Origin of the sequence: Nocardioides szechwanensis (assembly GCF_900103935.1) — a bacterium.
GTDB classification, from domain to species: Bacteria; Actinomycetota; Actinomycetes; order Propionibacteriales; family Nocardioidaceae; genus Nocardioides; species Nocardioides szechwanensis.
Genome location: NZ_FNIC01000003.1, coordinates 413484 through 438585 on the forward strand (window position 1 = coordinate 413484; position 25102 = coordinate 438585).

Sequence of the window (25102 nt, forward strand, 5' to 3'; positions counted from 1 at the left end):
GGTGACGATGACCAGCGCAGTCGTGGTCGGCAGCGGCCCCAACGGGCTCGCCGCCGCGCTCACGCTGGCCACCGCCGGGGTCAGCGTCCGGGTGATCGAGGCGGCCGGGTCGCCCGGTGGCGGCACCCGCAGCGCCGAGCTCACGCTGCCCGGCCTCCTGCACGACGAGTGCTCGGCGTTCCATCCGCTGGCCGTCGACACCCCCTTCTCCCGGGCCGCCGGGCTGGACGCCCACGGGCTGGAGTGGTGCTGGCCGGAGATCCAGTACGCCCACCCGCTCGAGAGCGGTGACGGCGCCTCGGCCTGGCGCTCCGCGACCGACACCGCCGCCGACCTGGGGCGCGACGGTCCCGCGTGGCAGGCGGTCTTCGGGGAGCTCGCCGACCGGCTCGACCGGATCAGCGAGGACCTGTTCGAGCCGATGCTGAGCCTGCCCCACCACCCACTCGACCTGGCGCTGTTCGGCTCGCTGTCGGCGCTCCCCGCCTCGCTGCTCGCGCGGCGGTGGCGCGGCCCGCGGGCGCAGGCGCACGGCGTGCACCCGGTCTACGCCTACGCGCACGTGCCCTCCGGCTGGCCCGGCGACGCGACCGCGCTCGTCGAGGCCCAGATCGAGCGGTTCGCTCCGGGGTTCGGCGAACGCGTGCTCGCCCGCCACGTGCGCGACGTCGCGGCGATGTCGTCGTACAACGCGAACTACGTGGGCGGCGACATCGTGACCGGCGCCAACACGCCGCGCCAGCTGGTGGCCCGGCCCCGGGCGGCGCTCGACCCCTACTGGCTCGGCACCGGCCTCCTCTACCTGTGCTCGGCGGCCACGCCTCCCGGCGGCGGCGCGCACGGCATGTGCGGCTACAACGCGGCACATTCCGCCCTGCGGCGCCTCACCCGAAGGGGTTGACCGCACTCCCGGCGCACGCGATCCTGACGGTCCATCCCCCCGATGAATCGCGAGACCCTCATGGTCGGCTCCCTCCGCCGGCGCTGCGCGGCGCTGCTCGCTGCCCTCCTGACGGCAGCCTGCCTCAGTGTCGTCACCGCACCCCCCGCCGCGGCGGCGGAGTCGTACGTCGTCAGCTACCCGCTGCCGGCGCGCTACTACGTCGACAGCAGCCAGTCGCTGACGGTCGGGGTCACGGACTTCGAGCCTGACGTCGATCCCGACCAGAACGTGCGCACCGCCGAGGTCCGCGCCGTCTACCCGGACGGCTCGTCGGTCGAGCACGAGGTGACGCTCACGCTCCTCGTCCCGTCGGCGACCGTCCCGTTCCCCACGCAGCGGCGGGCGCCCCTCGCCTACTCCGTGACGTTCTTCGACGCCGACGGCGACTTCCTCGACCAGCGGGCCTTCACGGCAGAGATCATCGGCTGGCCCTCCGACCTGAAGGCCGGCTGGCCGACGGCGTCACGCATCCGCGAGCGCACGTCGTACGTCGTGCGCGGGCAGGTCGCGGGTGGGGCCCGGAAAGTGCTCGTGCAGCGCAAGGCCACCGGCACCTGGATCACGTTGGGGGCGGGGCAGTCCCAGGCCAACGGCAGCTACGCGGTGAAGGTCGACACCCGGTGGGTGACCACCCACCGGCTGCGGGCGCTGGTCACGGAGACCCGGACCCACAACGCCGACGTGGCAGCGAAGCCGAGCGCGCTCACCGTGACCCGTTCCTACAAGCCCCGGCCGGGAACGGCCTGGAAGCCGATCCACAGCAGCGGCTTCCCGGGCCAGCGCTGGACTCCCTGCGGCGCCGCCCCGGGCGTGCTCACCTACCGGGTCAACCCGGCCCGAGCGCCGCGCGGCTACCTCGCGGAGATCCGCAAGGCGTTCGCCCAGGTCACGGCCGCCACCGGCTTCGGGTTCCGCTACGCCGGCACCACCACCCTCGTCCCGCTCAAGCCCGGCAGCCAGGCGATCACGCGCAAGGCCGACGTCACGATCGCCTACGCCACCGCGCGGATGGTCCCGGCGCTGCGCGGCGGGGTCATCGGGGTCTCCCCGGTCGCCTCGCAGTACGCCTACACCGACTGGTGGCGGGTCTTCGCGGCCGCGGTCGTGCTCGACACCCAGGCCGGGCTGGCGCCCGGCTTCGGGGGCGGCAAGGCCACCCGCGGCTCAGTCCTCATCCACGAGCTCGGACACGTGATGGGGCTCGACCACGTCTCCGACCGGCGCCAGATCATGTACCCCGCCATCACCCGCGCCGAGGCCCGCTACGCCAACGGCGACCTCCGCGGCCTGGCGAACGTGGCGGTCTCGCGCGGCTGCTTCCCGTTCGAGCCCAACCCCTACGGCCGCGCCGGCTCCACCGCTACGGCTCGACGGCTTCCGCCAGGCCCCACCCGGACGGTCGTGCACACCGTCGGGCTCGCCCCCTGACGCAGCCTCCGATGAGCACCATCGCCGACTTCCTCGACCTGGCCGTCCAGCTCCCGGGAGTACGACATACCGACCACGGCCGCTACACCAAGCTCCAGGTGCACGCGCAGACGTTCGGCTACCTCTGGGAGCCCACCCGCACGGTGGGTCTCAAGCAGACGCGCTCCGAGCAGCTCGCCCTGGTCGCCGAGCGTCCCGACGTCTTCGAGGTGCAGTTCACCGCCGGGGCCTTCGGCTGGGTCGTGGTCTACCTCGACGGCGTCGAGCGCGACGAGCTGGCGGAGCTCACCTTCGAGGCGTGGCGCCTCACCGCCCCGTCCGCCGTCGTCGACGAGCGCGCGGACCGCCTGCCCACCTGAGCCCACGTAGCCTCGTGGTGTGAGCGTCCTTCCCGCACCGACCGTCGTACTCGGCGACAGCTTCGCGCGCGAGCTTCCCGAGCTCGCTCTGGCGTGGCAGGCGGAGGCCGCTCCCGACCCGCGGGTCCTCGTGCTCAACGAGCCGCTGGCCACCGAGCTCGGCATCGACCCCGCGGCCCTACGCTCCCCCGAGGGCGCCCGTCTGCTGGTCGGGAACCTGGTGCCCGAGGGCGCCCAGCCCGTGGCCCAGGTCTACGCCGGTCACCAGTTCGGCGGCTTCAGCCCGCGCCTCGGCGACGGCCGGGCCCTGCTGCTCGGCGAGCTGACCGACGTACAGGGCCGGCTGCGCGACCTCCACCTCAAGGGCTCCGGCCGTACGCCGTTCGCGCGCGGCGGCGACGGGCTGGCCGCGGTCGGCCCGATGCTGCGTGAGTACGTCGTCAGCGAGGCGATGCACGCCCTCGGCATCCCCACGACCCGCGCGCTGTCCGTGGTCGCGACCGGCCGCAAGGTCCAGCGCGAGACAGTGCTGCCGGGCGCCGTACTCACCCGCGTGGCCAGCAGCCACCTGCGGGTCGGCAGCTTCCAGTACGCCGCGGCGCAGGGCGACGTCGACCTCACCCGCCGTCTCGCCGACCACGCGATCGCCCGCCACCACCCGCACGCGGCCGACGCGGAGCAGCCCTACCGCGCGTTCTTCGAGTCGGTCGTCGCGGCGCAGGCGTCACTGCTCGCGCAGTGGATGAACGTCGGCTTCGTCCACGGCGTCATGAACACCGACAACATGACGATCTCCGGCGAGACCATCGACTACGGGCCGTGCGCGTTCATGGAGGCCTTCGACCCGGCCACCGTCTACAGCTCGATCGACGAGGGCGGTCGCTACGCCTACGGCAACCAGCCCCTCATCGCCGAGTGGAACCTCGCCCGGCTCGCCGAGGCGCTGCTCCCCCTGCTCGACGACGACCAGGAGCAGGCGGTCGCGTTGGCGGTCGAGTCGCTCGGCACGTTCAGGCCGGCGTACTCCGACGCCTGGACCCGCAGCATCCACGCCAAGCTCGGCCTTCCCGAGGGCCCAGTCGACAACGGGGCCGACGATGTCGCGCAGCCCCTCGTCGGTGACCTGCTCGACCTGATGAAGACCAGTCGGGTCGACCACACGTCGTTCTTCCGTGCCCTCGGGGCCGCCGCCCGCGGTGACGCCGAGCCGGCCCGCAGCCTGGTGCTCGACCTCGCCGGCTTCGACGCCTGGGCGGAACGGTGGCGAGCCCTCGGGCCAGACGCCGACGCGATGGACCGGGTCAACCCCGTCTACATCGCGCGCAACCACCTCGTCGAGGAGGCGCTCGACGCCGGCACCGAGGGCGACCTCGGCCCGCTCGAGCGGTTGCTCGAGGCCGTCACCGCGCCGTACGACGAGCGCCCCGGCCTGGAGCGCTACGCCGCCCCGGCGCCCGACGACTTCGGCGACTACACGACCTACTGCGGGACCTGACCGGGGTACGGCTGGCCCGGCCCGGCCACGACGGTCTCCTCCGACGGCATCAGGATCCACAGGATCGGGTAGATCAGGATCTGGCTGCCGGGAACGACCATCAGGACCAGCACGAACAGCAGCCGTGCCATCCAGGCGCTCATCCCGAAGCGGCGGCCGATGCCGGCGCACACGCCACCCAGGATGCGGTCGCCGCGCGGTCGGACCAGGCCTTGCTGGGCGAAGCTCTGCTGGATGGTGTTCATGGGGGTCGTGCTCCTTCGGTCGTGGCCGGGGTGTCTCCCCGACGACTCCAGTCTTGCTCGCACCGACGCCAGGTTCCATCGGGTGTGGCCCTGGTCCGACCCTGAGAGACCCGCGTCACATCCCAAGCGGGGCTGGCGAAACTCCCAGGTGGCAGGGGACCAACGTCCCTGCCCGAACCTGTCTAAGACAGGCATCTTTGTAGGTGAAACCAGCAACCAGGAGACACTGCGATGTATGCACATGAGGGCGACCGGATCGTCGTCCGAGGCCACCACTTCGACCAGCCCGAGCGCGAGGCCGAGGTGCTCGACGTCGAGCACGAGGACGGCCGTCCGCCGTACCAGGTCAGGTGGGTCGACACCGGCGACGAGGAGCTCTACCACCCCTGCCCCGACGCGATCATCGACCACGTGGGACCGCAGTACCCGCCCGAGTACGAGCCCCAGCTCGTCTGCAGCTGACCTGACGTCGGCCCGTCAGCCGACGACGATCACGTGCAGGACCCGAGGTCCGTGGACGCCCTCGACCCGGTCGAGCTCGATGTCGCTGGTGGCTGAGGGACCGCTGATCCAGGTCAACGGCCGGCTCGGGTCGAGCAGGACGATGGCGTCCGGGACGTCGGGCACCACCTGGTCGGAGCGGACGATGCACACGTGCTTGTCGGGGACCAGGCTGATCGCTCGCCGGCCCTGACCTGCGCCGTGGTCGAGCACGATGGTGCCCGTCTCCGCGATCCCCACCCGTGCCTCGGTGACCACGGCGTCGAAGCCGTCCAGTTCGAGCGCGGACAGGACTCGACCGTCGGCGCCGTCCACGACAGCACCCTCCACGTCGACGGACAGCCCAGCGGGCACGACGACCCGCGACCCGGCCGGAAGCGCCGCCGCGACGGCCTCAGCGAGACCGGCCTCGGCGCACCGCTCGACGACGGCGCGGTAGTCGGCCACGCGCTCCGCGAAGAGACCGACCACGTCGGGCCGGGCAGTGACGACGGGAGCAACCACCGGCTCGCGGTCCGGCTCCACCTCGGCCAGCGCAACGCGGACTCGCGCGAGGATCTCGTCGCGGGCGCTGGTCACCGTCGGCCTCCGTCGGTGCGCTTCCACCAGGCGCGGAACGACTCGGCCGGCGGGGCGGGCAGGTCGCGCGCGGAGGTCCAGGCCGACGCGCCGGGACCGGGGATCCGGCCCGCGGCCCGTCGACCACCGGGGAGCGTGGCCCGGCCGAAGCGGCCGAGTACCCGGCCGGCCAGCCCTGACACCTTCTCGACCGCGGCCAGGCGGCGAGCGTCGCTGAAGGCGTACGCCGCCGCCTTCATGGCGACCGCCTCGGCCTTGGGCACGGTGTCGTCGCGGTGCCCGTCCACGACCTTCGAGCGCAGGTGGACGAGCACCTCGGGGATGTCGATCCGCACCGGGCAGGCCTCGAAGCAGGCGCCGCACAGGGAGGAGGCGTAGGGCAGGGAGTCGGTCTGCGGGTCGCCGGTCCCCTTGAGCAGCGGGTTCAGGATGGCGCCGATCGGTCCCGGGTAGACGGAGCCGTACGCATGCCCACCAGTGCGCTCGTAGACGGGGCAGACGTTGAGGCAGGCCGAGCAGCGGATGCAGCGCAGCGCCTGGCGGCCGACGTCGTCGGCCAGCGCGCGGGTGCGTCCGTTGTCGAGCAGTACGACGTGCACCTCCTGCGGACCGTCGCCGGGAGTGACCCCGCTCCAGGTGGACGTGTAGGGGTTCATCCGCTCGCCGGTCGAGGAGCGCGGCAGCAGCCGGAGCAGCGGGTCGAGCTCGGCCCAGGTCGGGACCACCTTCTCGATCCCGACGACGGAGACCAGGACCTCGGGGAGGGTCAGGCACATCCGGCCGTTGCCCTCGGACTCGACGACGACCAGGGTCCCGGTCTCGGCGATCGCGAAGTTGGCGCCGGAGACGGCGACCTTGGCGCGCAGGAACTTCTCGCGCAGGTGCTCGCGTGCCGCGCCGGCCAGCACGGCCGGGTCGTCGGTGAGGTCCGCCGGGGCGGGCCGGCCGGCGCCGCCCATCTCCCTGAGGAAGATCTCGCGGATCTCCGCCCGGTTGCGGTGGATCGCCGGGACCAGGATGTGGGAGGGCAGGTCGTCGCCCAGCTGCACGATGAGCTCGGCGAGGTCGGTCTCCCAGGCGGCGATGCCCTCCTCGGCGAGCGCCTCGTTGAGGCCGATCTCCTGGGTGACCATCGACTTCACCTTGACGACCTCGTCGACGCCGTGCGCCTTGGCCACGGTCGCGACGATCGCGCACGCCTCGGCCGCGTCGCGCGCCCAGTGGACGGTCGCGCCGCCAGCGGTCAGTGCGGCCTCGAGGTCGACGAGATGGGTCCCCAGGTCGCGCAGGGCCCGGTCCTTGACCGCGGCGCCGGCGAGCCGGAGCTCCTCCCAGTTCTCCACCTCGGCCACGACCGCGGCCCGCTTCGCGCGGATCACTCCGGTCGCGTGGGCGAGGTTGTGGCGCAGCTGCGTGTCGGCCAGGGCTGCGCGCGCCGCAGCCGGGAAGGCCGGCATCCCCACGAAGGTGCGGCTCATCCGCGCACCTGGGCGGTCTCGGTGGCGGCCAGGATCTCGGCGAGGTGCATCACGCGTACGCCGGACTGTTGGCGCGACAGCATCCCGCCGACGTGCATCAGGCACGAGCTGTCGCCCGCGACCAGCACCTCGGCACCGGTCTCGCGGACGTGGCGGGCCTTGTCGGCGCCCATCGCGACCGAGGTGTCGGCGTTCTTGACCGCGAACGTGCCGCCGAACCCGCAACACTCCTCCGCGGACGGCAGGTCGACCAGCCGGATCCCGCGCACCTGCTCCAGAAGCCGCTGCGGCCGGTCGCCGACCCCCAGCATCCGCAGCGAGTGACAGGTGGGGTGGTAGGTCACCCGGTGCGGGAAGTAGGCACCGACGTCGGTCACGCCGAGCACGTCGACCAGGAACTCGCTGAGCTCGTAGGTCTTCGGCGACGTCTCGGCCACGGCGGCCACGAGGTCCGGGTCCCCCGAGCGACGGGCGACCAGCGCGTGCTGGTGACGTGCGGACCCCGCGCACGAGCCCGACGGCGTCACGATCGCGTCGTACCCCGCGAACGCGTCGACGAAGGTGCGCACCACCGGGACCGCCTCGTCGAGGTAGCCGGTGTTGACCATCGGCTGCGCGCAGCAGGTCTGGGCCGCGGGGAACTCCACGTCGACCCCCAGCCGCCTCAGCAGCGTGACGACCGCCTTCCCCGTCTCCGGAAACATCGCGTCGTTGACGCAGGTGACCATCAGGGCGACGCGCATGGAGCTCACGCTACGGCCCGCGCCGGCAGCCGCGCCTCGGCCGCGTCCCAGTCCGGTCCGGGCCGGGGCTCGTAGCGCAGCACGCCCTGGGTACGCCGTACGAGGTCGCGCATGGCGGTCAGGTCGGGCAGGTCGGCGCCGAGGGTGCGGGCCTGGACGAGCACGTTGCCCAGCGCCGCTGCCTCGGCCGGCCCGGCCAGGACCGGGAGGCCGCAGGCGTCGGCGGTGAGCTGGCAGAGGAGGGCGTTCTGCGAGCCGCCCCCCACCACATGGACGACGGACACCTCGCGGCCGGCGAGCTCGGCGGCGGTGCGGAGGTGGCGGCGGTAGGCCAGTGCCAGGCTGTCGAGGATGCAGCGCGTGATCGCGACCGGCGTGCGCGGGATCGGCTCCCCGGCCTCGGCAGCGAGCCGCTGGATCCGCGACGGCATGTTGTCGCCCCTGGTCCCCGGAGCGAGGAGCCGGGGGTCGTCGATGTCGACCACCGTCCGCAGCGGCGGCGCCTCGCGCGCCCCGCCGAGCACGGCGACGAGGCCGGCCTCGACGATGCGCTCGTCCTCCCAGTGCCGCAGGGACTCCGAGAGGACCCACAGGCCCATGACGTTCTTGAGGAACCGGACGGTGCCGTCGACGCCGCCCTCGTTGGTGAAGTCGGCGAGCCGGGCGGCCTCGGTGAGCACCGGCGTCTCCAGCTCGAGCCCGACCAGCGACCAGGTGCCCGAGGAGATGTAGGCGAAGTCGTCCTCGGTCGCGGGTACGCCGACCACGGCCGAGGCGGTGTCGTGGGAGCCGACCGCGACGACCGGGAGACCGGTGGGGACGCCGAGCTGCTCGGCGACCTGGTCCAGGACCGCGCCGACCACGTCGCCCGGGTCACGCAGCGGCGGCAGCACGGCCCAGGGGATACCGATCCGCTTGGCCAGGTCGAGCGCCCACTCGCGCGACCGGACGTCGTACATCCCGGTCGTGGAGGCGTTGGTGCGCTCCGCACCCACCTTGCCCGTGAGCCAGTAGCCGAGCAGGTCCGGCAGCAGGAGCAGGGTCTCGGCGGACTCCAGCGCCGGCGTCCCGCGCGCGGCGACCAGCTGGTAGACGGTGCTGAACGGCAGGTTCTGCAGCCCGGTTGTGGCATACATCTCCGCTGCCCCGACCGTGGAGAGCACCGTCTCGGCGACGCCGTCCGTGCGCGAGTCACGGTGTGAATAGGGGTTGCCGAGCAGGTGACCGTCCCGGTCGAGCAGGCCGTAGTCGATGGCCCACGAGTCGATGCCGATGCCGTGCAGAGGACCGGTGCGAGCGACCTTGGCGATGCCGGCCAGCGACTCGCGGTGGATGCCGAGGACGTCCCAGAAGAGCGAGCCGTTGGCGCGGACACCACCGTTGGGGAAGCGGTGCAGCTCGTCGAGGTGGAGCGACCCGGGGCCGACCCGGCCGGCCATGACCCGCCCGCTGGTCGCCCCGAGGTCGACGGCCGCGACGCGGACCGGCCCGGTGGCGGTGGGACTCATCGCAGGAACGCCGCCGCCACGCCCGCGTCGACCGGCACGTGCAGCCCCGTCGTGTGGGTCATCTCGGGACCGCACAGCACGAAGACCGCGTTGGCGATGTTCTCCGGCAGCACCTCGCGCTTGAGGATCGTGCGCTGGGCGTAGAACTTGCCGAGGTCCTTCTCCTCCACGCCGTAGACGGCGGCCCGGTTGGCTCCCCAGCCGCTGGCGAAGATGCCCGAGCCGGCGACGACCCCGTCGGGGTTGACGCCGTTGACCTTGACGCCGTACTGGCCGAGCTCGGCCGCGAGCAGCCGGACCTGGTGGGCCTGGTCGGCCTTGGTCGCGGAGTAGGCGATGTTGTTGGGTCCGGCGAAGACGGAGTTCTTCGAGGAGATGTAGACGATGTCGCCGCCCATCTCCTGCTCGATCAGCACCTTGGCCGCGGCCTTCGACACCAGGAACGAGCCCTTGGCCATCACGTCGTGCTGCAGGTCCCAGTCGGCTTCCGTGGTCTCCAGCAGGGTCTTCGAGAGCGACAGACCGGCGTTGTTGACGACCAGGTCGAGGCCGCCAAAGGCGAGCACGGCGGCGTCGACCATCGCCTGGACGGCGGCCTCCTTGCTCACGTCGGCGGCGACGCCGATGGCGACGTCCGGCCCGCCGATCTCGGCCGCCGCTGCTTGCGCCCTCTCGAGGTCGAGGTCGGCGATGACGACGCAGGCGCCCTCGGCCGCGAGCTTCTTGGCGGTGGCCTTGCCGATGCCACCGGCGGCACCGGTGACCAGCGCGATCCGGGTGGCGAGGGGCTTGGGCTCGGCCATCCGCTGCAGCTTGGCCTCCTCCAGCGCCCAGTACTCGATGCGGAACTTCTCCGCCTCGTCGATGGGGGCGTAGGTCGACAGCCCCTCGGCGCCGCGCATCACGTTGATCGCGTTGGTGTAGAACTCCCCGGCCACACGGGCGGTCTGCTTGTCCTTGCCGAAGCTGAACATGCCGACGCCGGGCACCAGCACGACCAGCGGGTCCGCCCCACGGATGGCGGGCGAGTCCGGGGTGGCGTGACGGTCGTAGTAGGCCTGGTAGTCCTCGCGGTAGGAGACCGCAAGCTCCTTGAGCCGCGCGAGGCTCTCCTCGACCGAGGCGCTCGCCGGCAGGTCGAGGACCATCGGCTTGACCTTGGTGCGCAGGAAGTGGTCGGGACACGAGGTGCCCAGCCCGGCCAGCCGCGGGTGCTCGCTGCTGGCGAGGAAGTCGAGGACGACGTCGTGGTCGGCGAAGTGGCCGACCATCGGACGGTCGTGGCTGGCGAGGCCGCGGATCGTGGGCGCGAGGGCCGCGGCCTTGGCCCGGCGCTCGGCGGCCGGCAGGGCGGCGTACCCCGCGAGCGGCGGGCCGAACGGCTCGGGCCGGCCGTGCTCGGCGATGTAGGCCGCGGCGGTGTCGATGACCCACAGCGAGTTGGCCTCGGCCTCGGCGCTGGTGTCACCCCACGCGGTGATGCCGTGGCCGCCGAGGATGCAGCCGACCGCCTGCGGGTTCTTCTCCTTGATCTCGGCGATGTCGAGGCCGAGCTGGAAGCCGGGGCGGCGCCAGGGCACCCACACGACCTTGTCCCCGAAGATCGTGGTGGTCAGCTCCTGGCCGTCCGCGGCGGTGGCGATCGCGATACCGGAGTCGGGGTGCAGGTGGTCGACGTGGGGGGCGTCGACCAGGCCGTGCATGGCGGTGTCGATCGACGGGGCCGCACCGCCCTTGCCGTGCAGGCAGTAGTCGAAGGCCGCGACCATCTCGTCCTCGCGGTCGAGGCCCGGATAGACGTCGACCAGCGCGCGCATCCGGTCGAGGCGGAGCACGGCGAGGCCGGGCTCGGTCAGGGTGCCCAGGTCGCCGCCCGAGCCCTTCACCCAGAGCAACTCGACGGGCTCACCGGTGACCGGGTCGGTCTCGGTGCCCTTGGCCGAGGTGTTGCCGCCCGCATAGTTGGTGTTCTTGGGGTCGGCGCCGAGGCGGTTGGACCGGGCGATCAGCTCGGCCGCAGCAGGGTTGGTCATGATGCCTTTCGATTCCTATCGGTGGTTGAGGTGCGAGGAGCCCTGGCGACGAGCCTCGAAACCCCCCTAGTTCCAGGAGAGCTGGGTCCCACCGCGGCGGGACTCCTCGATCTCCTGCTGGTAGCCGGACTCGGCGTAGGCGCGCATCGGTGAGGCCGGCAGGCCGCGCTCCTCGCGCCACGCGGCCAGGGCCGGGCGGACGTCGGTGGAGAACGCGTCGATGTAGATCTCGTGGGCACCGAGGACGTCACCGTCCTGTTGCGCCACGAGCAGCGCGTCCCGGTCGATGAGCAGCGCGCGTGCGGTCATCTCCTGGACGTTGAGCACCGAGCGGATCTGGCCGGGGATCTTGTCCTCGATGTTGTGGCACTGGTCGAGCATGAACGCGACGTCGCTGTCGGCGTCGAGCCCGCCGCCGCGGATGACCTCGGCCATGATCCGGAACAGCTGGAATGGGTCGGCGGCGCCGACGATCAGGTCGTCGTCGGCGTAGAAGCGGGAGTTGAAGTCGAACGAGCCGAGCCGGCCCAGCCGCAGCAGCTGCATGACGATGAACTCGATGTTGGTGCCGGGCGCGTGGTGGCCGGTGTCGAGGCACACCATGGCGCGCTCGCCGAGGGCGACGACCTGGGCGTACGACGTACCCCAGTCGGGGACGTCCGTGTGGTAGAACGCCGGCTCGAAGAACTTGTACTCGAGCACCAGCCGCTGGTCCTCGCCGATCCGCTCGTAGATCGTCGCCAGCGACTCGGCCAGCCGGTCCTGGCGTCCGCGCAGGTCGGCCTGGCCCGGGTAGTTGCTGCCCTCGGCGAGCCAGACCTTCAGGTCGCGCGAGCCGGTGGCGTGCATGACGTCGATGCACTCGAAGTGGTGGTCGATGGCCTTCTGTCGGACCACCTTGTCGGTGTGCGTCAGGGCGCCGAGCTTGTAGTCGTCGTCCTGGAAGGTGTTGGAGTTGATGGTGCCCAGCGCGACGCCGAGGTCCTCGGCGTAGCTGCGCAGCGCGGTGTAGTCGTCGACCAGGTCCCACGGGATGTGCAGTGCCACCGACGGCGCCAGGCCGGTGAGCCGGTTGACCACGGCGGCGTCGGCGATCTTTTCCTCGACCGATCGCGGGGTGCCGGCCGAGCCGAAGACCTTGAAGCGGGTGCCCGAGTTGCCGTAGGCCCAGGACGGGACCTCGATGGCGAGTCGCTCGAGCTGCGAGGTGATGGCGGCGAAGCCGCTGGGGTCGGTCATGTCAGCCTTCGGTCTGTGCGCTGGTGAGCTGGTCGGCGAGGTGGAACACCTCTGTCAGCCGCACGAACCCCTCGTCGGGGGCGCGGCCGTCGTTGTCGAAGAAGGGAGCCATCTCGGCCTGCCACCGGCGGTTGACGTCGGTGTCGGCCATGGCGTCGAGGGCGGTCTCGAGGTCGTCGGACTCGACGTAGCCCACGAGGAGCCCGTCGTCCCGCAGGAACAGGGAGTAGCTGCGCCAGCCGGTCGACTCGAGCGCGGCGAGCATCTCGGGCCAGACGGCCGCGTGACGCTCGACATACTCCTGCTTGCGCTCCGGGCGGACCTGGAGGGTGAAGCAGTATCGGGGCATGGCTGACTCCCTGTTCCTGCGGTCAGGTGACGGGTGCTGGGTGGATCAGAACTTGAACTGGTCGATGTTCTCGGCGTCGAAGACGTACGGCTCGCCGAGCACGACGACGCCGTCGGCGCCCACGGTGTACTCACCGAGCTTGCCGGCCTCGAAGGTGTCGCCCTCCGCGCCCTCGATGTCGCCGGACGCCAGAGCGTTGGCGGCGAAGGCGGCCAGGTAGCCGAGGTCCTCGGGGTTCCACAGGGCGAACTCGGTGACGGTGCCGTCCTCGATGAAGGCCTTCATCTGGCTCGGGGCGCCGAGGCCGGTCAGCGCGACCTTGCCCTTGGCGTCCGAGGTCGACAGGTAGCGCGCCGCTGCGGCGATGCCGACCGTGGTGGGCGAGATGATGCCCTTCAGGTTGGGGTGTGCGGACAGCAGTGCCGCGGTCTGGTCGAAGGACTTCTGGTCGTCGTCGTCGCCGTAGACGATGTCGACGAGCTCGATGTTGGGGTGGTTCTCCTCGAGGTCGGCCTCCATGAGCTCGATCCACGCGTTCTGGTTGGTCGCGTTGGCCGCGGCGGACAGGATCGCCACCTCGCCCTCGTCACCGATCTGTGCGGCGATCAGCTCGACCTGCTTGGCGGCGATGCCGGCGGCGTCGGCCTGGTTGACGAAGATGTCGCGGCACTCGGGCTCGGTGTCGGAGTCGAAGGTCACGACCTTCACCCCGGCGCTGCTGGCCTCCTCGAGCGCGTCGCAGATGGCCGACGGGTCGTTGGCGGAGACGACGACCGCGCCTGCGCCCTGCTGGGCCGCGGTGTTGATGAACGAGACCTGCGAGTCGGGCGTGGCGGTGTCGGGGCCGACCTCCTCGACCGAGCCGCCGAACTCCTCGGCAGCGGCCTCGGCGCCGGCGGTGCTGGCGTCGAAGTACGGGTTACCGAGGTTCTTCGGGATCATGGTGATGCTGCTGCTGTCGCCACCGGAGCCGCCGTCGCCGCCGTCACCGCCGTCGTCGTCACTGCCGCACGCGGTCAGACCGAGGCTGGCCAGCAGGGCCAGGCCGGCCAGAGCGGCGGTCCTCTTCTGGAGGTTCTTCATGGGTAGTGCCTTTCTGGTGGGTGGTCAGTGCGACCGGGTGGCGTCGGACGCAGCCGACTGCTGAGGGTTGTGCGGCGGCGGTGGTGGTTCCCGCCGAGCCCGTCCTGAGGTCAACGCCGAGACCCAGGACAGGACGCTGGTGAGCATCACCGAGCCGACGAGCAGCAGGCCGATGACGATGTTGGCGATGTTGGTGCTGGTGCCGTCGAGCCGCATCGCCGACTGCAGGACGCCGATGAGGAGTACGCCGGCGACGACGCCGTGCAGCGCGCCACGGCCGCCGAAGATCGAGACCCCGCCCAGGAGAACGGCCGCGATGACCTGCAGCTCGTAGTACTCCGCGTTGTCCCCGCGGGCGCTGCCGAAGCGGAGCGTGTAGTAGATGCCGGCGAAGGCCGAGACCACCCCGCTGAGCACGAAGAGCCACATCTTGGTGCGCTCGACGTCGACGCCGCTGAAGCGCGCCGCCTCGTCGTTGAGCCCGATCTCGTAGACGCCACGGCCGAAGGACGAGAAGTGCAGCAGCCACACGAAGGCGACCAGGAGCACCACGAACGGGATGAGGATGACCGGGTAGCTGTCGATCGCCCCTCCGGTGAGCTCGTCGCCGACGAGCCGCTGCTTGGCGAGGTCGGTCCAGTACTCGGGGAAGTCGGTGATCGCCTCGGTGCCGAGCAGGCCGACGGCGATGCCGCGGTAGAGCGCGAGGGTGCCGATGGTGACGGCGAGGGAGGGCAGTCCGACGTACGCGACCAGGAAGCCGTTGGCCCCGCCGCAGACCGCACCGACGGCGAGCGCGAGCAGGATCGCGACCGGCATCGGCAGCCCGACGTCGGAGAAGCCGATGCCCAGCATGACGCTCGTCAGGCCCATGATGCTTGCCACCGAGAGGTCGATCTCGCCGGTGATGATGACCAGCGTCATCGGCAGCGCGATCAGCATGATCGGGGCGGTGTCGAGGAACAGGTAGTAGAGCGTCAGCGGGCCGTCGAAGTTCGGGATCTGGCCGGTGGCGTAGGTGAAGACGGTGATCAGCACGGTGATGATCGCGAACTCGCGCGTCATCACCAGGCGCCACAGCAGCGGGCGCGAGTAGCTGGCGTAGGTGCGCTCGTCGACGGCGCGCTCGATGGTCGTGGTCATGACTGGTCCCTCGCCTCGATGAGCCTGCGTTCCTGTCGCTTCTTGAGCACGCGGTCGAGGACGACGGCGCCGATGATCAGGGCGCCGACGACGGCGCGCTGCCAGAAGTCGGGGATGCCCAGGACGGGCAGCGCACGGTCGATGGTCACGAGCAGGAAGGCGCCGGCGGCGGCTCCCCAGACGGTGCCGCTGCCGCCGAAGATGGCCACGCCGCCGATGACGGCGGCGGCGACCGCCTCGAGCTCGATGTTGCGGCCGGCGTTGGAGCTGATCGAGCCGTAGCGGGCGGCGTAGAAGACGCCGGCCAGTCCGGCCAGGGCCCCACACACCACGAAGGCCGCGAGCACCCGGCGCGTGACGGGCAGCCCGAACAGCTGGGCCGCGTCGGGGTCGGAGCCGATCGCGTAGAGCTCGCGGCCGCCTCGCGACGTGTGGAGGTAGTAGCCGACGGCGGCGACCACGACCAGGGCGATGATGGTCAGGACCGGGATGGTCAGCAGCTGGTCGGTGCCGAGGCTCAGGAAGCCGGCGGGCAGGTCGGAGGGGTTGATCCGGTCACTGCCGGCCCACTCGAGGAAGACCCCGCGGTAGATCATCAGCGTGCCCAGCGTGATCACCAGGGCCGGGACGCGACCGAAGGCGACGAGGAGGCCGTTGACCAGGCCGAGGAGCGCGCCGAAGGCGAGCCCGGCCAGGAACACCAGCGGGACCGGCAGGTCGGGCACCTCGATGAACAGCTTGCCGGTCAGGTAGGCGGTGAGGCCGAGCGTCGAGCCGACCGACAGGTCGACGTTGCGGGTGATGATCACCAGCGTCTGTCCGGCGGCCAGCAGCAGCAGGATCGACGGCGTGACCAGCAGGTCGCGCCAGCCGTCCCCACCGAACAGGAAGTTGCTGCTCTTGGCGGTGGTCACCACGACGAGCAGGACGAGCACGAGGAGTACGGCGAGCTCACGCGAGCGGAGCAGGCCGCCGAGCACGCGGCGGGCGGCGCTCGCAGAGGACTCCGCGGGCGCGGGGGGACGGGTCAGCGTGTGGCTGCTCATGCGGTCACCTCGTGGACCATCTCGGCGTCCTTGGAGAGCGAGAGCTCGGACGGTGCGGTGTTGGTGGCGGCGGCCATGACCGTCTCGGGGGTGGCGGTGTCGCGGTCGAGCTCGGCGGTGATCCGCCCCTCGCAGACGACCAGAACCCGGTCCGCCATGCCGAGCACCTCGGGGAGCTCGCTGGAGATCATCAAGATGGCGATGCCCTGGCCGGCCAGCTCGGAGAGCAGCCGGTGCACCTCGGCCTTGGTGCCGACGTCGATGCCACGGGTGGGCTCGTCGATGATGAGGAGCTTGGGGGTGGTGGCCAGCCACTTGGCGATGACCACCTTCTGCTGGTTGCCGCCGCTCATGGTCGTGGCGGCCATGTCCAGGGCGTTGGTCTTGACCTCCAGGGCGGCCGCCCAGGGCGCCGCAGCGCGGTTCTCGGCGCGGCCGGTGAGCAGGCCACCGCGGGTGAGGCCGCCACGGATGACGCTGGCCACGTTGCGGGCGACCGAGCTGTCGACCACCAGGCCCTGCTGGCGCCGGTCCTCCGGGATGAACGCGATCCCGGCCTTGATGGCCGCGCGCGGCGACCGCGGCGGGACGGCCCGGTCGCCGATGCGCACCGAGCCGGAGTCGTAGCCGTCGACGCCGAAGACCGCGCGGGCGATCTCGCTGCGGCCGGCTCCGACCAGTCCGGCGAGGCCGACGATCTCACCGGCCCGCACCTGGAAGGTCACGTCGTGGAAGACGCCGGCCGACTGGAGGTCGTCGACCTGCAGGATCGGCTCGCCGATCGTGGCCGGCGACTTGGGGTAGAGGTCGCCCACCTCGCGACCGACCATCTCCTTCACCAGCTCCGGCACCGTGGTGTCGGCGACGCGGTGGGTGCCGACGTACGCCCCGTCGCGCATCACAGTGACGGTGTCGCAGAGGTCGAAGACCTCGTCGAAGCGGTGCGAGATGAACACCAGGGCGCGGCCCTCGTCGCGCAGCGAGCGGGCGACGGCGAAGAGCCGCTGCACCTCCACGCCCGACAGTGCCGCGGTCGGCTCGTCCATCACCAGGAGGCTGGCGTCGAGCGAGATCGCCTTGGCGATCTCGATGATCTGCTGGTCCGCGATGGACAGACCCAGCGCCGGGCGGCGCGGGTCGATGTCGACGCCGAGGCGCTGGAAGAGCTCGCGGGCCTCGGCCCACATCGCCTTGCGGTCGATGCGGCGACCCCGGCCGCGGGGCATCCGGCCCATGAAGATGTTCTCGGTGACCGACAGGTCGGGGAAGAGCGTCGGCTCCTGGTAGATGACCGCGATCCCGGACCCCTTGGACTCCGCCGTCGAGCCGAAGTCGACGTCGCCGCCCTGGAAGCGGAAGGTGCCGCTGTCGCGACGGTGCACGCCAGCGACGATCTTCACCATCGTCGACTTGCCTGCGCCGTTCTCGCCGATCAGGGCGTGGATGGAGCCGGCGTCGACGCTCAGGCTGCCGGACCGCAGCGCCACCACGGGGCCGAACGACTTACGGACCTCGGCGAGCTCGAGGACCGGGCTCTGCGGGGCCTTCACGACCTCGGCCATCTGTCATCCCTACGATTGAAAGGTTTCATTAGCTGAGGAAGAACGTAGGTGACCGCGGTCACAAAACGCAAGGGGTTCGGCCAGATTGATACGAGACTCGGCCCTTTGACCCGCAACAGGCAACCAGTCCCTAGTCTGTGCGTACGTTTCAGAACAGGGAGGGCAGATGAGCGTCGACGGCGTGCGCAACGCGTCAGTGAAGGACGTCGCCGCCCTCGCCCGGGTCAGCCTCGGCACCGTGTCCAACGTGCTCAACCGCCCCGAGCGGGTGAGCACCTCGACCCGCGAGCGGGTCGAGGCGGCGATGGCCGAGCTCGGCTTCGTGCGCAACGAGTCGGCCCGGCAGCTGCGGGCGGGGACCAGCCGCACGCTCGCCTACGTGATGCTCGACGGCGGCAACCCCTTCTTCACCGATGTCGCCCGCGGCATGGAGGAGGCCGCCGAGGAGGCCGGGCTGTCGCTGGTCATGTGCAACAGCAACCAGGACGGCGCGCGTGAGGCCGGCTACCTGACGCTCTTCCAGCAGCAGCGGGTCCAGGGCGTGCTCGTGACGCCGGTCGACGCGGCCTCCCCCGCGCTCGACGCGATCCGCGACCGCGGGACGCCGCTGGTGATCGTGGACCGCACTCGCGACGACGCGTCGTTCTGCTCCGTGGCCGTCGACGACGTCCTCGGTGGCCGGCTGGCCGCAGAGCATCTGATCGACCGCGGCCACCGCCGGATCGCCTTTGTCGGCGGGCCGATGGACCTCGGCCAGGTGCGCGACCGCCTCGAGGGTGCCCGCCTCGCCTGGGCCGACGCGGGTCTCCCGGCCGACGACCTCGTCGTACTCACCACGTCCTCGCTCGGGGTCGCCGAGGGTCGCGGCGCCGGCGAGCGCCTCACCGGGCTGGCTGCCCGCCGGCGCCCTACCGGCGCCTTCTGCGCCAACGACATGACGGCCCTGGGCCTCCTCCAGCACGCCATCACCCACGGTGTCCACGTCCCCGAGCACTTGGCCATCGTCGGCTACGACGACATCGAGTTCGCCGCCGCTGCCGCCGTACCCCTGACCTCCGTGCGTCAGCCCCGCCACGAGCTGGGACTGACCGCCGCCGCGCTGCTCCTCGACGAGTCGACCAACCTCGACCACACCCACGACCAGGTGCTGTTCACCCCCGAGCTCGTCGCACGCGCCTCCACCGCAGGCCGATGACGTCGAACTGGACGGAGTCTTGAGACCGCCAGAGTCAGGACAGTCCGTCACCCAGGAGGTCGAAGGCTGACGACAGCCGCTCCTCGTCCGGAGGTCCACCGGCGAGGTCCAGCCGGAACCACACCGACTTGCCCTGCTCTCGCGGGGTGACGCCCCAGTCGTCGGAGAGGCTCTCAACGAGTCGCAGGCCGCGTCCGGATGTCTCGGTGCTGCCCAGTGCACGGACCCGGGGCATCCGGTGGCTGGACTCGAAGACGTCGACGCGCAGGACCGTCCCGAGGAACTCGACGGAGACGCGGATGCTCTCCTCTGCGTGCCGCAGGGCGTTGCTGAGCAGCTCGGTCAGCAGCAAGGTGGCCGTCTCGCTGTTGTCCCTGAGGTCCTCGGTGTCGTGCAGCCGGCCGGTCGTGACCCACACCTCGATCACGTCGACGAGCCAGGCACGTGCGATGGGCGCGCTGATCGGTCTCACGGGAAGCAGGCGTTCGGCAACCGCGCGCGCGTCCGAGGTCACCCGGGCGGCGAGGACGGCGGCGTCGTCCTCCACGGCGTGGACGCCGATGAGTGCGCGGGTGAGCTCGTCGAGGTCGGCGGTCGCCGCGTGACGTGCGACGTTCATCAGGGCGGCGAACTGGTCGTCGTAGCCGCCCTCCCGCTCCAGCAACCCGTCGGTGAACATCACGATCGTCGCGTCCGGGGGAAGCAGCAGCGTGCGCTCGGTCCACCGGTAGTGGCCGCCGACCCCTAGTGGGGGGCCGATCTCGTGGTCGAGGAGGCGCGGGGCGTCGCCGTGGGCTGGGATGAGCATGGGCGGAGGGTTCCCCGCGATGGCCACCGTCATCAAGCGGTCTTGTGGGTAGAGCTGCACGTAGGCCAGCGACACGAGCCGCTCGATGTGTGCCTGCACCAGGAACTGGTGCACCCGTCCGAGCAGGATCGACGGCGGGTGTCCCTCCAAGGCGTGGCTGTGCACCGCGGCGCGCACCTGCGCCATGACTGTCGCCGCGGCCAAGTCGTGGCCCTCCACGTCACCGATGACCAGGGCGAGACCGCCGTCCGGGAGCACGATCGTGTCGTACCAGTCGCCCCCGATCTCCTTCTCCTCGCCCGCGCCGGCGTAGCGCGCGGAGACCTCGACCGACTCCGTGTCCTGGATCTGCCGCGGGAGAAGGTGTGACTTCAAGGTCGCCGAGGTCTCCCTCGCGTCCTCGAGCAACTGCTCCACAGCGCCGAGGCTGTCGCGCAGCTGTGCCTCGCGCCGGTCGAGCTCCGCCTCCGCATAGTGCTCCAAGCCGCGCACCATGCGCAGGACGACCGCCACCGCGGCGCCGGCCAGCACCGCGTACGTGGCGACCCTCATCGAGAGGCTCGACCACCAGATCGCCGAGAACCGTGCCTCGGAGAGCGCGTTGAGCGCGAGGTCGTAGACGGCGAAGGTCTGGGAGATGCCCACCCACCCCACGAGCGGCCGCGGAGTGACCCCGCCGCGCGCCAACCAGAGCCAGGCGCACGCCGCAGTCAGAGCGGCCAAGAGGATTTCGGTGCCGATTAGGACATCGGTGAAGCCCTGGTCGGCGGTCAGCAACGTCGGCAGCGGCACGAGGTCGAAGCCCAGGGCCAACGCGGCCACCACGCCGAAGGTCAGGAACAGCCCGCGCCCGCGGACGGACCTCCGGGTGGCGCCGAGCAGGAGGCCGGCCGAGGTGGCCGCATGGAAGAGCAGGTAGAGGGCGGCGTTGCTGTTCTGGGTGGTCCCCAGCAGTCCGCCGTCCGGCGCCACCGAGGGAAAGGACGCGATCTGCAGCACCATGGCGAGCAGCGCGATGGTCAGCCCCGTGTTGAACCAGCGCAGGTCGGGGCGCACCGACTCGTGCTGGCGCGACCACAAGATCCCCAGGGCGATCGCCGCGAGGACCGGGGTCATGACGAACATCGCCACCGAGAGCGAGCGGGGAGGCAACGGGTTGAGCGTGAGCGCCACGACGTAGGCCCCGGACGCGGCGACGGCGGCGGCCCCGACGCCGACGACCGCCAGACGCGGGTCCGGGCGCGGGCGTCGGGCATCCACCCGACCCTGCCCTGCCCTGCCCTGCGCCATAGTCCCTGCCTCCCGCGCTCAGTATGGTGTCGACGGCCTCAGCAGGTGCCGGACCTCACGTCTGCACGGCCGGGTAGCGCGCGGCGACCCATGCGCCGAGACGGCCCGCGAGCGACTCCATGGTCGCCGCCGCCACGCTGCGGCCGTCCCAGGCGGCGACCAGCCGGATGCGCAGCAGCCCGTCACCTGTCGTCACGCGGAGCGGCACCAAGCCGAAGCGCGGGTCGTCCGACACCACCGCCACCCCACGCCCGGCGGCGGCAAGCGCCTGGGCGATGGTCCCGTTCGCCGCCTCGACGAAGGACGAGAAGCCACCCCCGTCGACGCCCACTGCCGCATCGAGGGCCTCGCGAGCCGTGAAGGTCGTGGGCAGACCGATGACCTGGCGGCTCACGAGCTCCCCGAGCGAGACGCTCCCCCGCCCGCTCCACGGGTCCTCCTCCAGGACGTAGGCCCACACCGGGAGCACCGCGAGGTCCCGCGAGCGATAGGGCGGCTGCGGCCGGTCGGTGCCGATCGCCAGGTCCGCTCCTGTGCTGAGCATCGCTGCCGTGGTCTGCCCGTCGCCGGCGCGCACGTCCACCACCGGGTCCTCGGGGGACGTCGTCGCCACGAACGGCGACACCACATCAGTGAGGGTGACCGTGGGAGCCGCGATGGTCAGCCGGCGTACGCCACCGGCCGCATGGAAGCTTGCGGCCGAGCGCAGCACGTCTCCCGCCGCCAGTACGTCGCGCGCCAGCGGCAGCAGCTCGGCTCCGGTGCGGCTCACGGTGAGACGCCCCGCGCCACGTTCGAAAAGCGTGACGCCGAGGTCTTGCTCGAGCTGGCGCAGCTGCCGGGACAGGGCGGGCTGGGTGACGTGCACACGCGAGGCCGCGGCGCTGACGGTCCCCGCCTCCGCGGTCGCGACGAAATAGCGCAGGTGCCTCAGCTGCATCATGCCTCCCAGGCATGGAGATTGGGCAGAACAAGTATTGGACAGCATAGGTGGCACTGTCGAGACTGCGCCCATGACCTTGACCGACGTCTCGCACGTGACCCAACGGCGCCTGCTCGTCACCGACCTCCCGGGCCCGCGCTCCCGCGCGCTGATGGAGCGCAAGCTGGCCGCGGTGGCGTCCGGCGTGGGCACCACCATGCCCGTCTTCGCCGCCCGGGCCGCCGGCGGCATCGTGGTCGACGTCGACGGCAACCACCTCGTCGACCTGGGCTCCGGGATCGCGGTCACCACCGTCGGCGCGAGCGCACCCCGGGTCGTGGAGGCGGTCCGCGCGCAGGTGGCCGCCTTCACCCACACCTGCTTCATGGTCACGCCGTACGACGGCTACGTCGAGGTCGCCGAGGCGCTCAACCGGCTGACCCCGGGAGACCACGAGAAGCGCACCGCTCTGTTCAACTCCGGGGCCGAGGCGGTGGAGAACGCGGTGAAGATCGCCCGGGTCCACACGGGACGCGACGCGGTGGTCGTGTTCGACCACGCCTACCACGGCCGAACGAACCTGACGATGGCGATGACGGCGAAGAACATGCCCTACAAGCACGGCTTCGGGCCGTTCGCCCCCGAGGTCTATCGCGCCCCGCTCTCCTACCCGTACCGCGACGGTGACCTCGACGGCGCCGCGGCCGCGGCCCGCGCCCTGGACCTGGTCGACAAGCAGGTGGGCGCGGACAACCTCGCCGCCCTGGTGATCGAGCCGATCCAGGGAGAGGGCGGGTTCATCGAACCCGCTCCCGGCTTCCTGCCGGCGCTGGCCGCCTGGTGCCGCGAGCACAGCGTGGTGTTCGTGGCCGACGAGGTGCAGACCGGGTTCGCCCGCACCGGCGACCTGTTCGCCTGCGACCGGGAGGGCGTCGTACCGGACCTGATCGTGACCGCCAAGGGCATCGCCGGAGGGCTGCCGCTGTCGGCCGTCACCGGGCGCGCCGAGATCATGGACTCCCCGCACGTCGGCGGGCTCGGCGGCACCTACGGCGGCAACCCGCTCGCCTGCGCGGCCGCACTGGCTGCGATCGAGACCATCGAGACCGATGGCCTCGTGGGTCGAGCGCGCGAGATCGGTGCCCTCATGCTGGAGCGCTTGCGCTCCCTTCAGGCACGCGACCCGCGGGTCGGTGACGTCCGTGGCCGGGGCGCCATGGTCGCGGTCGAGCTGGTGGAGGCCGGTGGCCGGACCCCCGACGCGGCCCTGGCCAAGGCCCTGGCGAGCGCCGCGCACCAGGAGGGGGTGATCGTCCTGACCTGCGGCACCTACGGCAACGTCCTGCGCTTCCTACCGCCGCTGGCCATCTCCGACGAGCTGCTCCACGACGGGCTCGACGTGCTGGAGACGGCGCTCGGGAGCCTGCCGTGACCGCCGCGCCCACGTTCTCCGTCGAAGACCCCGCCACCCTCGAGGTCGTGGCCCACGTCCCCGACCAGGGCGAGACAGAGGCCCGCACCGCCGTGGACCGCGCGGCCGCCGCCTTCCCCGCCTGGTCGGGGCTGGCACCGCGCCAGCGCTCTGAGGTCCTGCGCCGCACGCAGGAGCTGATGCTGCGCGACCGGGACGAGCTCACCGCGCTGATCTCCCGGGAGAACGGCAAGTCGCTGGCCGACGCGGCGGCCGAGGTCGGTTATGCGGCCGAGTTCTTCCGCTGGTTCTCCGAGGAGGCCGTCCGGCCCGGAGGGGAGTACGGCGAGGCGCCGGCCGGCGGCGCCAGGACGCTGGTGTCGCACCGACCGGTGGGTGTAGCGGCGCTGGTGACGCCCTGGAACTTCCCGGCCGCGATGGCGACCCGCAAGATCGCCCCGGCGCTGGCCGCCGGCTGCACGGTCGTGCTCAAGCCGGCCGCCGAGACACCGCTCACCGCGCTGGCCGTGGCCCGCCTGCTGACCGAGGCCGGCGCTCCTGACGGGGCGGTCGAGGTCGTCACCACGACGGACGCGCCGACCGTGGTGGGCTCCTGGCTGCGCGACCCGCGCGTGCGCAAGGTCTCCTTCACCGGCTCGACCGGCGTCGGGCGGGCCCTGCTGCACCAGGCCGCGGACCGGGTGCTCAACGCGTCGATGGAGCTCGGGGGCAATGCGCCGGTGGTCGTCACCGAGGACGCCGACCTCGAGGCAGCGGTCGCCGGGACGATGGTCGCCAAGTTCCGCAACGGCGGGCAGGCGTGCACGGCGGCCAACCGGATCTACGTGCACTCCGATGTGGCCTTCGACTTCCTCGCCCGGCTGGGCGCCGAGGTCGAGAAGCTCACCGTCGGGCCGGCCACCGACGGCTGCGCGATCGGCCCGCTCATCACCGCTGCGGCGCTGCGGCGAGTCATGGCGGCGGTGGACCTCGCCGTCCGCGAGGGTGCCCGCATCTCGCACCAGGCGCAGATGCCGGACGGCCCCGGCTACTTCTACCCTCCGACGGTGCTGGCCGACGTGGCGCCTGGTGCGGCGATCCTGCGCGAGGAGATCTTCGGACCCGTCGCCCCCGTGGTGGTGTGGGACGACGAGGCGGAGCTGCTCGCCCAGGTCAACGACACCGAGTACGGCCTCGCGGCGTACGTCTTCGCCGGCGACCTGCGCCGGGCGGTCTCCCTCGGGGAGCGGATCGAGGCGGGCATGGTCGGCATCAACCGCGGCCTCGTGTCGGACCCGTCGGCACCGTTCGGCGGGGTCAAGCAGAGCGGGCTCGGCCGCGAGGGCGCACGAGACGGGTTGCGGGAGTTCCAGGAGACGCAGTACCTCAGTGTCGACTGGCCGGGCTAGGGCGTGTCTCCCTATTCGCGAAGCCAGATGGTGATGGCGCGTAGGACTACGCCTCCGCGGTAGACCACGGCGAGTTTGTCGTAGCGGGTAGCCAGACCGCGCCACTGCTTGTGGTCGTTGAAGGATCGCTCGATCACGTTGCGCCCTTTGTAGGTCGCGGCGTCGAATGCTGGCGGTCGGCCGCCGGCCGATCCGCGACGCTTGCGGTGGGCGATCTGGTCCGAGGGCTGCGGGATAACCGCTCGGACTCGTCGTGATCGCAGTTCAGTGCGGATCGCGCGGGAGGAGTAGGCCTTGTCGCCGAGCACCGCAACCGGGCGGGTGCGCGGGCGC

Annotated in this window: 23 protein-coding genes; 8 read left to right on the plus strand and 15 right to left on the minus strand. The window is 71.7% G+C overall.

Going from position 1 to position 25102, the window contains the following annotated elements:
• Positions 1–7: 7 nt before the first annotated feature.
• The 4 genes from BLR90_RS10625 to BLR90_RS10640 are packed head-to-tail and all read left to right on the plus strand — an operon-like array spanning position 8 to position 4225.
• Positions 8–901: a phytoene desaturase family protein gene (locus BLR90_RS10625; protein WP_091025218.1), complete on the plus strand. Its 894-nt coding sequence runs from the start codon at positions 8–10 to the stop codon at positions 899–901.
• Positions 902–943: 42 nt separating this feature from the next.
• Complete coding sequence (locus BLR90_RS10630; RefSeq protein ID WP_091025144.1) at positions 944–2371, plus strand: matrixin family metalloprotease; 1428 nt, start codon at positions 944–946, stop codon at positions 2369–2371.
• 11 nt (positions 2372–2382) lie between these two features.
• Positions 2383–2730 (plus strand): MmcQ/YjbR family DNA-binding protein, encoded by a 348-nt coding sequence (locus BLR90_RS10635; RefSeq protein WP_091025145.1) that lies wholly within the window; start codon positions 2383–2385, stop codon positions 2728–2730.
• 19 nt (positions 2731–2749) lie between these two features.
• Positions 2750–4225: a protein adenylyltransferase SelO gene (locus tag BLR90_RS10640; RefSeq protein WP_091025146.1), complete on the plus strand. Its 1476-nt coding sequence runs from the start codon at positions 2750–2752 to the stop codon at positions 4223–4225.
• Here BLR90_RS10640 and BLR90_RS10645 read toward each other — a convergent pair.
• Positions 4210–4470, minus strand: a complete 261-nt coding sequence (locus BLR90_RS10645; RefSeq protein WP_091025147.1) for a PspC domain-containing protein — start codon at positions 4468–4470, stop codon at positions 4210–4212. The two genes, BLR90_RS10640 and BLR90_RS10645, sit on opposite strands and share 16 nt — an antisense overlap.
• Before the next feature lie 231 nt (positions 4471–4701).
• Here BLR90_RS10645 and BLR90_RS10650 point away from each other — a divergent pair, with 231 nt between their 5' ends.
• The gene (locus BLR90_RS10650; RefSeq protein ID WP_091025148.1) at positions 4702–4932 is read left to right on the plus strand and encodes a DUF1918 domain-containing protein; all 231 of its coding nucleotides are present in this window, start codon (positions 4702–4704) and stop codon (positions 4930–4932) included.
• 15 nt (positions 4933–4947) lie between these two features.
• On the opposite strand, the gene BLR90_RS10655 is transcribed toward BLR90_RS10650, so the two are convergent.
• The 11 genes from BLR90_RS10655 to BLR90_RS10705 all read right to left on the minus strand — a co-directional run bounded on the left by BLR90_RS10655 (position 4948) and on the right by BLR90_RS10705 (position 17734).
• Entirely contained in the window at positions 4948–5550 is a 603-nt protein-coding gene (locus BLR90_RS10655; RefSeq protein ID WP_091025149.1) for a LutC/YkgG family protein, read from the minus strand.
• The gene (locus tag BLR90_RS10660; RefSeq protein WP_091025150.1) at positions 5547–7028 is read right to left on the minus strand and encodes a lactate utilization protein B; all 1482 of its coding nucleotides are present in this window, start codon (positions 7026–7028) and stop codon (positions 5547–5549) included. Before BLR90_RS10660 ends, BLR90_RS10655 begins: the two co-directional genes overlap by 4 nt.
• Positions 7025–7771, minus strand: coding sequence for a (Fe-S)-binding protein (locus BLR90_RS10665; protein ID WP_091025219.1), 747 nt, complete (start codon positions 7769–7771; stop codon positions 7025–7027). The genes BLR90_RS10660 and BLR90_RS10665 overlap by 4 nt, the downstream gene beginning before the upstream one ends.
• Positions 7772–7776: 5 nt before the next feature.
• Positions 7777–9279 (minus strand): rhamnulokinase, encoded by a 1503-nt coding sequence (locus tag BLR90_RS10670; protein ID WP_091025151.1) that lies wholly within the window; start codon positions 9277–9279, stop codon positions 7777–7779.
• Complete coding sequence (locus BLR90_RS10675) at positions 9276–11312, minus strand: bifunctional aldolase/short-chain dehydrogenase (RefSeq protein WP_091025152.1); 2037 nt, start codon at positions 11310–11312, stop codon at positions 9276–9278. The genes BLR90_RS10670 and BLR90_RS10675 overlap by 4 nt, the downstream gene beginning before the upstream one ends.
• Before the next feature lie 66 nt (positions 11313–11378).
• Positions 11379–12551, minus strand: coding sequence for an L-rhamnose isomerase (rhaI, locus tag BLR90_RS10680; protein ID WP_091025153.1), 1173 nt, complete (start codon positions 12549–12551; stop codon positions 11379–11381).
• Position 12552: 1 nt separating this feature from the next.
• On the minus strand, positions 12553–12900 hold the full coding sequence (locus tag BLR90_RS10685) for an L-rhamnose mutarotase (protein ID WP_091025154.1): 348 nt from the start codon (positions 12898–12900) through the stop codon (positions 12553–12555).
• Positions 12901–12945: 45 nt separating this feature from the next.
• A complete protein-coding gene (gene rhaS, locus BLR90_RS10690) occupies positions 12946–13983 on the minus strand; it encodes a rhamnose ABC transporter substrate-binding protein (protein ID WP_091025155.1) in 1038 nt (345 codons plus the stop codon).
• 24 nt (positions 13984–14007) lie between these two features.
• Entirely contained in the window at positions 14008–15126 is a 1119-nt protein-coding gene (locus tag BLR90_RS10695; RefSeq protein ID WP_091025156.1) for an ABC transporter permease, read from the minus strand.
• Positions 15123–16172 (minus strand): ABC transporter permease, encoded by a 1050-nt coding sequence (locus BLR90_RS10700; protein WP_091025157.1) that lies wholly within the window; start codon positions 16170–16172, stop codon positions 15123–15125. Before BLR90_RS10700 ends, BLR90_RS10695 begins: the two co-directional genes overlap by 4 nt.
• Complete coding sequence (locus tag BLR90_RS10705) at positions 16169–17734, minus strand: sugar ABC transporter ATP-binding protein (protein ID WP_091025158.1); 1566 nt, start codon at positions 17732–17734, stop codon at positions 16169–16171. Before BLR90_RS10705 ends, BLR90_RS10700 begins: the two co-directional genes overlap by 4 nt.
• 166 nt (positions 17735–17900) lie before the next feature.
• On the opposite strand from BLR90_RS10705, the gene BLR90_RS10710 reads away from it, so the two are divergent.
• On the plus strand, positions 17901–18929 hold the full coding sequence (locus BLR90_RS10710) for a LacI family DNA-binding transcriptional regulator (protein WP_091025159.1): 1029 nt from the start codon (positions 17901–17903) through the stop codon (positions 18927–18929).
• A gap of 34 nt (positions 18930–18963) precedes the next feature.
• On the opposite strand, the gene BLR90_RS10715 is transcribed toward BLR90_RS10710, so the two are convergent.
• Together BLR90_RS10715 and BLR90_RS10720 are read right to left on the minus strand one after the other, a co-directional pair.
• Positions 18964–20997, minus strand: coding sequence for an ATP-binding SpoIIE family protein phosphatase (locus tag BLR90_RS10715; protein WP_091025160.1), 2034 nt, complete (start codon positions 20995–20997; stop codon positions 18964–18966).
• An 85-nt stretch (positions 20998–21082) separates the two neighbouring features.
• Positions 21083–21970, minus strand: a complete 888-nt coding sequence (locus tag BLR90_RS10720; RefSeq protein WP_245715250.1) for a LysR family transcriptional regulator — start codon at positions 21968–21970, stop codon at positions 21083–21085.
• A 70-nt stretch (positions 21971–22040) separates the two neighbouring features.
• Here BLR90_RS10720 and gabT point away from each other — a divergent pair, with 70 nt between their 5' ends.
• Both gabT and BLR90_RS10730 read left to right on the plus strand, forming a co-directional pair.
• The gene (gabT, locus tag BLR90_RS10725; RefSeq protein ID WP_091025161.1) at positions 22041–23381 is read left to right on the plus strand and encodes a 4-aminobutyrate--2-oxoglutarate transaminase; all 1341 of its coding nucleotides are present in this window, start codon (positions 22041–22043) and stop codon (positions 23379–23381) included.
• On the plus strand, positions 23378–24769 hold the full coding sequence (locus tag BLR90_RS10730) for an NAD-dependent succinate-semialdehyde dehydrogenase (protein WP_091025162.1): 1392 nt from the start codon (positions 23378–23380) through the stop codon (positions 24767–24769). Before gabT ends, BLR90_RS10730 begins: the two co-directional genes overlap by 4 nt.
• 11 nt (positions 24770–24780) lie before the next feature.
• On the opposite strand, the gene BLR90_RS10735 is transcribed toward BLR90_RS10730, so the two are convergent.
• On the minus strand, positions 24781–25102 hold a 322-nt coding region (locus BLR90_RS10735), incomplete at its 5' end, for a transposase (RefSeq protein WP_143016180.1).

Bases quoted from the DNA above. Each gene is read 5' to 3' on its own strand.
- BLR90_RS10685 (WP_091025154.1), bottom strand. From the start codon at position 12,900: ATGCCCCGATACTGCTTCACCCTCCAGGTCCGCCCGGAGCGCAAGCAG.
- gabT (WP_091025161.1), top strand. From the start codon at position 22,041: ATGACCTTGACCGACGTCTCGCACGTGACCCAACGGCGCCTGCTCGTC.
- BLR90_RS10700 (WP_091025157.1), bottom strand. From the start codon at position 16,172: ATGAGCAGCCACACGCTGACCCGTCCCCCCGCGCCCGCGGAGTCCTCT.
- BLR90_RS10630 (WP_091025144.1), top strand. From the start codon at position 944: ATGAATCGCGAGACCCTCATGGTCGGCTCCCTCCGCCGGCGCTGCGCG.
- BLR90_RS10670 (WP_091025151.1), bottom strand. From the start codon at position 9,279: ATGAGTCCCACCGCCACCGGGCCGGTCCGCGTCGCGGCCGTCGACCTC.
- BLR90_RS10665 (WP_091025219.1), bottom strand. From the start codon at position 7,771: ATGCGCGTCGCCCTGATGGTCACCTGCGTCAACGACGCGATGTTTCCG.
- BLR90_RS10660 (WP_091025150.1), bottom strand. From the start codon at position 7,028: ATGAGCCGCACCTTCGTGGGGATGCCGGCCTTCCCGGCTGCGGCGCGC.
- BLR90_RS10710 (WP_091025159.1), top strand. From the start codon at position 17,901: ATGAGCGTCGACGGCGTGCGCAACGCGTCAGTGAAGGACGTCGCCGCC.
- BLR90_RS10695 (WP_091025156.1), bottom strand. From the start codon at position 15,126: ATGACCACGACCATCGAGCGCGCCGTCGACGAGCGCACCTACGCCAGC.
- BLR90_RS10625 (WP_091025218.1), top strand. From the start codon at position 8: ATGACCAGCGCAGTCGTGGTCGGCAGCGGCCCCAACGGGCTCGCCGCC.
- BLR90_RS10650 (WP_091025148.1), top strand. From the start codon at position 4,702: ATGTATGCACATGAGGGCGACCGGATCGTCGTCCGAGGCCACCACTTC.
- BLR90_RS10675 (WP_091025152.1), bottom strand. From the start codon at position 11,312: ATGACCAACCCTGCTGCGGCCGAGCTGATCGCCCGGTCCAACCGCCTC.
- BLR90_RS10645 (WP_091025147.1), bottom strand. From the start codon at position 4,470: ATGAACACCATCCAGCAGAGCTTCGCCCAGCAAGGCCTGGTCCGACCG.
- BLR90_RS10705 (WP_091025158.1), bottom strand. From the start codon at position 17,734: ATGGCCGAGGTCGTGAAGGCCCCGCAGAGCCCGGTCCTCGAGCTCGCC.
- BLR90_RS10635 (WP_091025145.1), top strand. From the start codon at position 2,383: ATGAGCACCATCGCCGACTTCCTCGACCTGGCCGTCCAGCTCCCGGGA.
- rhaI (WP_091025153.1), bottom strand. From the start codon at position 12,551: ATGACCGACCCCAGCGGCTTCGCCGCCATCACCTCGCAGCTCGAGCGA.
- rhaS (WP_091025155.1), bottom strand. From the start codon at position 13,983: ATGAAGAACCTCCAGAAGAGGACCGCCGCTCTGGCCGGCCTGGCCCTG.
- BLR90_RS10720 (WP_245715250.1), bottom strand. From the start codon at position 21,970: ATGATGCAGCTGAGGCACCTGCGCTATTTCGTCGCGACCGCGGAGGCG.